Origin of the sequence: uncultured Arcanobacterium sp., assembly GCF_947253055.1 — a bacterium.
In the GTDB taxonomy this organism is placed as follows: Bacteria; Actinomycetota; Actinomycetes; order Actinomycetales; family Actinomycetaceae; genus Arcanobacterium_A.
In genome coordinates, this window is record NZ_CAMXYE010000064.1 from 1 (window position 1) to 8,857 (window position 8,857).

The 8,857-nt window shown below is 47.6% G+C and carries 9 protein-coding genes and 1 tRNA gene; 6 read left to right on the forward strand and 4 right to left on the reverse strand.

The window, feature by feature from the left end; translation table 11 throughout:
* The coding region (gene mtnN, locus Q0X35_RS05075; protein ID WP_297566200.1) for a 5'-methylthioadenosine/S-adenosylhomocysteine nucleosidase at window positions 1-669 on the reverse strand (669 nt) is incomplete at its 3' end.
* 424 nt (window positions 670-1,093) lie between these two features.
* Between mtnN and nrdH the strand changes: the two genes are divergently transcribed.
* The 5 genes from nrdH (at window position 1,094) to Q0X35_RS05100 (ending at window position 5,617) form a co-directional block, all read left to right on the forward strand.
* Entirely contained in the window at window positions 1,094-1,360 is a 267-nt protein-coding gene (nrdH, locus tag Q0X35_RS05080; RefSeq protein WP_297566202.1) for a glutaredoxin-like protein NrdH, read from the forward strand.
* A 169-nt stretch (window positions 1,361-1,529) separates the two neighbouring features.
* Window positions 1,530-1,931 (forward strand): class Ib ribonucleoside-diphosphate reductase assembly flavoprotein NrdI, encoded by a 402-nt coding sequence (nrdI, locus tag Q0X35_RS05085; RefSeq protein ID WP_297566204.1) that lies wholly within the window; start codon window positions 1,530-1,532, stop codon window positions 1,929-1,931.
* Window positions 1,916-4,063 (forward strand): class 1b ribonucleoside-diphosphate reductase subunit alpha, encoded by a 2,148-nt coding sequence (gene nrdE / locus Q0X35_RS05090; RefSeq protein WP_297566206.1) that lies wholly within the window; start codon window positions 1,916-1,918, stop codon window positions 4,061-4,063. The genes nrdI and nrdE overlap by 16 nt, the downstream gene beginning before the upstream one ends.
* Before the next feature lie 54 nt (window positions 4,064-4,117).
* Window positions 4,118-5,095 carry a class 1b ribonucleoside-diphosphate reductase subunit beta gene (gene nrdF / locus Q0X35_RS05095; RefSeq protein ID WP_297566207.1) on the forward strand — a complete coding sequence of 326 codons (978 nt, stop codon included), beginning with the start codon at window positions 4,118-4,120 and terminating at the stop codon, window positions 5,093-5,095.
* Window positions 5,096-5,116: 21 nt separating this feature from the next.
* The gene (locus Q0X35_RS05100) at window positions 5,117-5,617 is read left to right on the forward strand and encodes a low molecular weight protein-tyrosine-phosphatase (protein WP_297566209.1); all 501 of its coding nucleotides are present in this window, start codon (window positions 5,117-5,119) and stop codon (window positions 5,615-5,617) included.
* A gap of 39 nt (window positions 5,618-5,656) precedes the next feature.
* Here the strand turns inward: Q0X35_RS05100 and Q0X35_RS05105 are convergent, their stop codons facing one another.
* Complete coding sequence (locus Q0X35_RS05105; protein WP_297566211.1) at window positions 5,657-6,502, reverse strand: hypothetical protein; 846 nt, start codon at window positions 6,500-6,502, stop codon at window positions 5,657-5,659.
* Window positions 6,503-6,584: 82 nt separating this feature from the next.
* Window positions 6,585-7,010 carry a hypothetical protein gene (locus Q0X35_RS05110; RefSeq protein ID WP_297566213.1) on the reverse strand — a complete coding sequence of 142 codons (426 nt, stop codon included), beginning with the start codon at window positions 7,008-7,010 and terminating at the stop codon, window positions 6,585-6,587.
* 174 nt (window positions 7,011-7,184) lie between these two features.
* On the opposite strand from Q0X35_RS05110, the gene Q0X35_RS05115 reads away from it, so the two are divergent.
* Window positions 7,185-7,257: transfer RNA gene (locus Q0X35_RS05115), tRNA-Arg, on the forward strand.
* Here the strand turns inward: Q0X35_RS05115 and Q0X35_RS05120 are convergent.
* Window positions 7,223-8,857: phosphatidylglycerol lysyltransferase domain-containing protein (locus Q0X35_RS05120; protein ID WP_297566214.1), on the reverse strand; the 1,635-nt coding region annotated here is incomplete at its 5' end. The genes Q0X35_RS05115 and Q0X35_RS05120 overlap by 35 nt on opposite strands.

The window sequence follows — 8,857 nt, forward strand, 5'->3', positions numbered from 1 at the left end:
TTCTTGCTCATCCGGCTCCCCGCACAAATCAGAAATAGCCCGCACCGAAATAAAAGGTTTATGAAAAACTGCAGCTACTTGCGCTATTGCTTGTGATTCCATATCAGTGGCAATCGCTTCTGGGAAAGCTTGGCGCATATCTCCCACATTCTTTTCCGTAATGAAAGCATCAGAAGAAAGGATCATGCCCGCCCGCACTGGCGTGCCACCTTTTATAAAGTCATAATCCGCCTGCGGTGCCGCCGCATTATCGCGCACTATTTGCTGAGCATAAGCCAGTAATTTTTCCGCAGTGGCAAAACGTGCAGCTTGCCCCGGCACTTGCCCGCGTTCATAGCCAAATACAGTGCCATCTGCACCGGCATTTACATATTGCGTGCCCAGCACTACCTGACCTACCCGCGCATCTGGGCTCAATCCTCCCGCAGAGCCGATATTCACTATCACTTCTGGGTCGTAATTGCTGAGCGCCCAAGTAACTCCGGTAGCTGCCGACACCATGCCGACTCCAGTGACTACAAGTAAGAGGCGTACCCCATTTTTATTAGCCAAAGTAACTTCGCCGCCGCTATAGGGAATATCGGCAATTTTATATCCAGAAAGCATTTCCCGAAATGGCTGCATTTCTTCTTTCATAGCCGCCACTACCAGCGCATTCACTACTACCATAGCTCTACCGTCACATACCCCTTACTCATATTTTCTTTTTCGTATCTTCTCTCAGCTTACTAATTTCCTCGCTGCCGAGACGATTACGCACCTAAGAGCTAAAAGTGACATACTTCACTTTCTTGCAAAGATTTTATTTTCTCCTGTGGATAAGTTACCTGGCACTTATGCACAGACCTTCTATCTTCCGCCTCCTTTGCAAGTAAAAGCCCTAAATTTTTCCCCCAGCCCCACCGCCCCGCCGTGGAAAAATTTCTCGTAAATTACAAACTTGTACTTTTCCGTGCGACTCGCCATCTAGTGGCACTTTCAAAAACTCACCACTAGGGGTAGTGTTTATGAGCGTACGAAGAAATAATTACGAATCGCTTTCCTACACCAACGAATTGCGGAAAGTAGACTTTTTAGAAAGGTAACCGAGGCTATGAGCATCACCGTTTACACCAAGCCTTCTTGTGTACAGTGCAACGCCACTAAGCGCGCACTGCAGAAAAATGGCTTGGAATTCACCGAAGTAGATTTAACCCAGGATGCCGACGCTTTAGCTACCGTAAAGGCTCTCGGCTACCAGCAGGCTCCGGTAGTATTTGCCGGTGGTGATCACTGGGCCGGCTATCGCCCCGATAAAATACGGGCTCTGGCGGGGATTCTTACCCAAGAGCAGGCTAATAACTCCGTGGTAAGCGCCTAAGGTAACTTGCCAGCAAATTGCCGGGATTCGCGGTATCCGCTTCCCGGCATTTAATTTATCGCAGCGGCACCACTTGGCGGAAAAATCGCCAATTTTCGCGCCGCACCAGATAAAAAGTACTGGGCAAAAACACCAGGCAAAAAGAAACGAAGAAAGGAAGATACGCGCCATGGTAAATATCGTCTATTTTTCTTCTACAACTAATAACACGAAGCGTTTTGTAGAAAAATTAGGGTTTCCCGCGCAGCGCATACCTTTACTTCCTAAAGATGGATTTTTGCACGTAGAAAAGGAATACGTGCTCATCGTCCCCACTTATGGAGGCGGAAATATCAAAGGTGCAGTGCCCAAACAGGTAATCAAATTTCTAAATGACGAACACAACCGCTCCCTCATTCGGGGCGTAATCAGCAGCGGAAATACGAATTTTGGCAAGGCTTATTGTATAGCTGGCGATATTATCGCCGCCAAGACCCATGTGCCGCATATGTACCGTTTTGAACTACTCGGCACCCCCACCGATGTGGAAAAAGTAAAAAAAGGATTGGAAGAATTTTGGACACGACTCTGACGGATACTGGCATCGAATTTACTCAACCGGAGCAGGATTATCACGCTCTGAACGCCAAACTGAATCTCTACGATGCAGATGGGAAAATCCAGTTTGCAGCCGATAAAGAAGCAGCGCGGCAGTATTTTCTCCAACACGTAAATAAAAACACCGTATTCTTCCATGATCTAGAAGAAAAAATCGAATACTTGATCAAAGAAGGCTACTACGAGCGCGAGGTAATAGAACGCTACGATTTTGCCTTCATTAAGAAACTCTATAAAGCCTGCTACGCCCATAAGTTCCGTTTCCCTACTTTCGTAGGCGCTTTCAAGTATTACACTTCCTATACACTTAAGACTTTTGACGGCACCCGCTATCTGGAGCGTTTTGAAGATCGCGTCTGCATGGTCGCTCTCACCTTGGCAGAGGGTGACGAAGAGCAAGCTTTCCAGCTCATGGAAGAAATAATTACCGGGCGTTTTCAGCCCGCCACTCCCACTTTCCTAAATGCTGGCAAAGCCGCCCGTGGGGAATTGGTCTCCTGCTTCTTATTGCGCATAGAAGACAATATGGAATCCATCGCGCGCGCTATTACTTCGGCTCTGCAGCTCTCTAAGCGCGGCGGCGGTGTGGCCTTAAATCTCTCTAATATACGTGAACAAGGTGCGCCTATTAAGCGAATCGAAAATCAATCTTCCGGCGTCAACCCGGTGATGAAAATTCTGGAAGACGCTTTTTCTTACGCCAATCAACTAGGGGCGCGCCAGGGTGCCGGAGCGGTGTACTTGCATGCTCACCACCCAGACATTATGCGTTTTCTGGATACGAAGCGGGAAAATGCCGATGAAAAAATTCGGATAAAGACCCTCTCCTTGGGAGTGGTAATCCCCGATATTACTTTCGATTTAGCGAAGAAAAATGCCGATATGTATCTCTTCTCTCCCTACGACGTAGAGCGAGTATATGGCGTGCCCTTCACCGAAATTTCTGTGACGGAAAAGTATCAGGAAATGGTGGAAGATAAGCGCATTCGCAAGACGAAGATCAATGCCCGGCATTTCTTCCAGACCTTGGCAGAGATTCAATTTGAATCTGGATATCCCTATATTCTCTTTGAAGACACTGCTAATCGTGCTAATCCAATCGAGGGGCGGATTACCATGTCGAATCTCTGCTCAGAGATTCTCCAAGTATCCGAAGCCTCTTCTTTCTTACCGGATTCCAGCTACGAGAAGATCGGAAAAGATATCTCCTGCAATTTGGGGTCTCTGAATATCGCTAAGACCATGGATTCCCCAGATTTCGGAAAAACTATCGAAACTGCTATTCGCGCTTTAACCGCCGTCTCTGATCAGACTAATATTTCTTCCGTACCTTCTATCGAGCGCGGCAACCGAATGGCGCACGCCATCGGCTTAGGGCAGATGAATCTCCACGGTTTCTTAGGGCGGGAGCACATTTTCTATGGCAGCCCCGAAGCGCTAGATTTCACCAATATCTATTTCTATACCGTGCTGTATCACGCTATTCGTTCTTCGATGCAGATTGCCAAAGAGCGGGGAGAGACTTTCCATAATTTCGAGAACTCTACCTATGCGAGCGGTGCTTTCTTCGATAAATACCTCAACCAGGAGTGGGTGCCACAGACGCAGCGAGTAGTAGAGCTTTTCGCTCAGATTCATATTCCCACCGTCGAAGATTGGCGAAAACTGCGCGACGACGTACAAAAGTACGGAATGTACAACCAGAATCTACAGGCTGTACCTCCTACTGGATCTATTTCCTATATAAATCACTCCACTTCGTCTATCCATCCGATTGTTTCGAAGATTGAAATTCGTAAAGAAGGAAAAATTGGGCGCGTCTACTATCCAGCAGCTTATATGGATAATGACAACCTGGAATACTATCAAGACGCCTACGAAATTGGGCCGCAAAAAATTATCGATACCTATGCGGTGGCCACTCAGCACGTAGATCAGGGACTTTCGCTAACTCTGTTCTATCCGGACACCGTCACTACCCGCGATGTAAATAAGAATTATATTTACGCTTGGCGAAAAGGCATCAAATCGCTCTACTATATGCGCTTGCGGCAAGCGGCGCTGGAAGGCACCGAAGTAGAAGGCTGCGTATCCTGTATGCTCTAAGCAGCCTAGGCAAGACGTGCGGTAGCTAGATTAAAACTACGGAAAGGGTAAATTATGAATCCTCCTAAACTGAAACTCATCGACAGTGTAGAGGCAATTAACTGGAATAAAATTATTGACGATAAAGATCAGGAAGTCTGGGATCGGTTGACTGGCAATTTCTGGCTGCCGGAAAAAATTCCGCTTTCGAATGATATTCCTTCCTGGAATACACTAAACGACACCGAAAAAGAGATGACTACACGGGTCTTCACTGGTTTGACTTTGCTAGACACTATTCAAGGTACAGTCGGGGCAGTTTCACTTATTCCAGATGCCCGCACCCCGCACGAAGAAGCGGTCTACACCAATATCGCCTTTATGGAATCGGTGCATGCCAAATCCTATTCATCTATTTTTTCCACGCTGATTTCTTCCGATGAGATAGAAGAAACTTTCCGCTGGTCAGAAAATAATGAATATCTGCAGAAGAAAGCCCATATTATTCTTTCCTACTACCGCGGCGATGATCCGGAGAAGCGAAAAGTAGCTTCCACTATGCTGGAATCTTTCCTTTTCTATTCGGGATTCTATGCTCCGATGTACTGGTCGGCGCACGCGAAACTCACCAATACCGCTGATTTGATTCGCCTAATTATTCGCGATGAAGCCGTACACGGCTACTACATTGGGTATAAGTATCAACTGGCAGTGCGGGAATCTAGCCCTGAGCGGCAAGCAGAGTTGAAAGATTACGCCTTCGATTTACTGCAAGATCTATATGAGAACGAAGAACTCTATACTGAATCCCTCTACGATCCACTCGGATTGACCGAAGACGTAAAGATGTTCTTACGCTATAACGCCAATAAGGCACTTATGAATCTCGGCTATGAGGCGCTCTTTACCCCCGACCAGACGGCGGTGAATCCAGCAATTCTCGCTGCTCTCTCCCCTAATGCCGATGAAAATCACGATTTCTTCTCCGGCTCGGGATCTTCCTACGTAATAGGCACTGCCGAAGCTACCGTAGACGACGATTGGGATTTCTAAAAACGATTGGGATTTCTAAATATGACTTTCCATATTCTGGTGGTCTGCACTGGAAATATTTGCCGCTCTCCGATGGGTGAAATAGTGCTGCGCAAATATCTAGCCGCAGCGGGGCTATCCGAGGTCGAAGTGAGCTCGGCCGGCGTCTCATCCGAGGAGAGCGGCAATCCTATAGATTGGCGCGCGCAGCGGGTACTTGCCGAAAACGGCTATGAATTACCAGCTAATCACTGCGCTCATCGAGTAACTGCGGCGGAGATGCAACAGGCAGATTTAATTTTGGCTATGACGCGCGGGCACGCTGCTGCGCTTGAGCGCTTTGCGGAAAAATACGGGGTAGAAAAAGAAAAAATTAAACTCTGGCAAGAATTTACCGGAGAAATTTCTCCGCACAATTCTGCTTCTTTCGATGTGGCTGATCCCTGGTACGGAGATACAGCGGGCTTCCTCGATACTCTACAGAGCATCGAAAAGGGCGCTGCGGGTATTACCGCCTATCTAAAAAACCACAACTACCAGTAATTCACCGGCAAATACTTCACCTATTGGTGATGCACTTACCTATTTTTCGCTCTCATAAATATCTTTTCCGTAGCGAGGATTAATGATGTGCTGGGCTTTGTCTATTTCCGTAAGCACCACCGAATTCACCAAGGCGCCATCTACATAATTTTCTGTGCGCACCACTACATAGTCGGCGCGCATAAAGAGGCGAGAACGGCGAGCGGGCGCTGCTTTATTAGGCTCTGCTTTCTCCGGCGCCGCTTTCTCGGATGACGGCGCAGATTGATTATTTTCTTTCTCGCCACTTAACGGTAACTCCAGCACATACACGGGGCTACCCGCTATTTCTTCTTTCCCAATAATTTTATATTCCAAAGTGGGGTCGACGCCGGCCGCCCGCAATTGCGAATTCAAAAGCACCTCAAAGCTGCGCGGCAAAGCTGCGAAGGCGACCATATCGCTATCGTGCGCCAGCGCATTCGCTTCTTCCCATTTACCATCCCGATTAATAAAAGTGGTGCCCTCTACCAGCACTACCTGCAAATCTTTACCCGTCTTTGCATCTTTAGCCGTTATCTCGGCCGCCAGCGGGCGCACATTTACCTTTGCGGTTGCACTGAGTTTCCCGTTGGCGTCTAGATTCTCCTGCTGCCAACCCGCCAATTTTCCGAGTGCCTCTGACATACAAAAAGCTACCTCTCGGGCATTGAGCGTATCTTTACCGGCGGAGAGGGCTTTAGCTAAAGGATCGGAGCACTCTTTCGGCACCGCTGCTGGTGCACTCGTGGCACCTTTCCCCGTATTCCCATTTTCAGCAGTTCCGCTATTTCCTCCACACCCAGCTAACAGAGCAACTATTAAAACCGCTGTTCCCAATGCAGTGGTCACTTTATTTTTCCGCATTATCGCCCTTCCCTATACGGCGTTTTCACTTCTCGGTAAATATTTTACTTCTCCGTAAATAGCTACGCTTTGCCCAATTTTACTATTTTGTTTCTTCCCAAGCAGTTTCGATAAGCCGCACCAACTCCGCCATATCTACCTCCGCCAATGAAGTAAAAGAAATCGTGGAACGCCCCCGAAACGCCGCGCCTATTCTGTGTATAAAATCTGCAGACCCGTAGCTAGGCCGCCGCAGATGAATCACTATTTTTTCGCGCCAGATGCTGAATCCCAACGCGAATTCTTCCCTACAGCAATCCGCTGGGCACTCCGGACTGCCGTGGCGAAAACCGATAATGGCAGGCCCCCACATGAACGGCTCGGCACCGGTAATTTCCTGTATAAGCCGCACCAGTTGCAAGCCGTCGTAACGAAGCTGTATCTGGGGAAGAGCCGCTAAAAAATCATAAGGATCTAGCGAAGAATACGGCGGCTTAGCCGCTATAGATTGCCCTCCTTGGTACGCCATAGCTTCTCCTATATAGCTTCAGCTGTTTGCACTTTTATCGTGCCATATATCGACTCGAGATTCCTGTTGAAAATTTGGAAGACGAAAAAGCGTGTGCGCACTGCCACTTCCTTTTATTAGGCTTTAGGTGGGAAAAAGATATAGACTTATGTGCGTTCCCAAGGAACGGCTTTTGCGCCAGTAGCTCAACGGATAGAGCACTTGACTACGGATCAAGAGGTTGGGGGTTCGAATCCCTTCTGGCGCGCTTTCGGCTCGATGGTAGATTTAGGTATCCCGTCGAGCCGATACCCATTTCTGGCAATTAATTGCCGCGCCGGCGTAGTTCTCTCCTGGAGATTTTCTCTATTGATAGTCCAGACCAAAGAAACTAACACCGACGGCAAAGATTTAGTAGAAATATAGGCCAAATAGCGCGCCTGCCAACTCGGCTTAAATTTTTCTTTATAGGCCCATAGCCCGCGAAAATTATAGAAGCGATCTCCGAAATCGTGAATCACTTTCACGATTTTTTCCATTCGATGCGCATAACGATGCCGCCCCACCCCCGAAAGTGGAGCCATTCCTAAATTAAATTTCTTATAGCCTTGGTCTTTCGCCCACTCAATAAGAGAAACCAAAATTCCGTCCATAGTGCCCCCGGGAGCATCTGGACGAAAACGCATTAAATCGAAAGATGCGATCTCCTGCCCTACCTGCACTATATTGGCAAAACCTTCGATTCTTTTTTCACTGCGCACTATTCCGATCGGGCCGTTACTCAAATAATATTTATCAAAATATCCTAGCGAAAAGCCCATTTCATGGCGTTCTCCCAACCAGCATTCCGATACTTCCGCCAACTCCGCCAACAAATTGGCAGAAAAAGGTGGGTAGAGCATCTCAAAGTGAGTACCGTTTTGCTTCATGCGATTGCGCATGCGCCGAAATACTTTTCCGGAATTTCCCACATTAGAGTAGGAGAGCAAATCTACGTAGGCGTCTTCACCGATTTTCAAGATATTCAAACCTTGCTCAATTAGTGGCTCTAAAAACTTCCCCGCAATTTCGTAGAAAACTACCGTCATATCATGCTGCTCAGCGTAACTAAATAACTCGGTCAGGGCTTCTTCTACGCGCTCCGAATCTCGCAAAGCCTCCTTATCCCCGAGCGGATCGCCCAATACAATAAGCGCTCCGCGATTAGGGCGGTAGAGGAAAGCAATATCTTCCTGCGTATTATAGAAAACTTCTTTGTCGCCGAGAGCGTAGAGGTAGCTATAGGTATTTTCTCCGTATTGCGCAAGAAAATTCTGGAACTTGCTGATGTCTTGCTCGCGCGGAGGCGTAAAGAGTAGTTTCTTTGAACGCGAAAAAAGCAATAAAAATGCAATCAACGAAGCTAAACAAATATAGAAAACTGCCCGCGACCAGTAGGTGTGCCCGGTAGAAATAAAACGCACATAGAAAGGAGCCATCTGTTGAATGACGGCGTGGCGCGCCACTAAGAGTAAAAGTGGAAGAAGTACAAATACTGCTGCCGAGATAATGAAAGCAGGCCAGGTCAGGCGGAGCGGTTCGGCATCAAAAGAATCTCGCGCTAGATAGAGCAAAACGGCAAAGACAAAAAGAACGGCTGCTTCTTCGTAGTGCAAACCTTTTGTAATACAAGAAATAGCTCCCACGGGAAGCAAAATGAGCGTCGCCCAGTAAATACGGCGAATTCTGCGATGGAGCCCAACGGAGAGTATGAGGAGTAATACTCCAATAAGCATGCTGGTAAGAGCAGAAGTAACTCGCACTGCGTGCGGAATAATCTGTGAAAAGTGAAAGACTTGCGCCAAAGAAGGTGGAACTAAAGTGGAAGC

What these genes read in the sequence shown, in the direction of transcription:
- nrdF (WP_297566207.1), top strand. Translation starts at nt 4,118, where the DNA reads ATGAATCCTCCTAAACTGAAACTCATCGACAGTGTAGAGGCAATTAAC.
- Q0X35_RS05105 (WP_297566211.1), bottom strand. Translation starts at nt 6,502, where the DNA reads ATGCGGAAAAATAAAGTGACCACTGCATTGGGAACAGCGGTTTTAATA.
- nrdH (WP_297566202.1), top strand. Translation starts at nt 1,094, where the DNA reads ATGAGCATCACCGTTTACACCAAGCCTTCTTGTGTACAGTGCAACGCC.
- Q0X35_RS05100 (WP_297566209.1), top strand. Translation starts at nt 5,117, where the DNA reads ATGACTTTCCATATTCTGGTGGTCTGCACTGGAAATATTTGCCGCTCT.
- Q0X35_RS05110 (WP_297566213.1), bottom strand. Translation starts at nt 7,010, where the DNA reads ATGGCGTACCAAGGAGGGCAATCTATAGCGGCTAAGCCGCCGTATTCT.
- nrdI (WP_297566204.1), top strand. Translation starts at nt 1,530, where the DNA reads ATGGTAAATATCGTCTATTTTTCTTCTACAACTAATAACACGAAGCGT.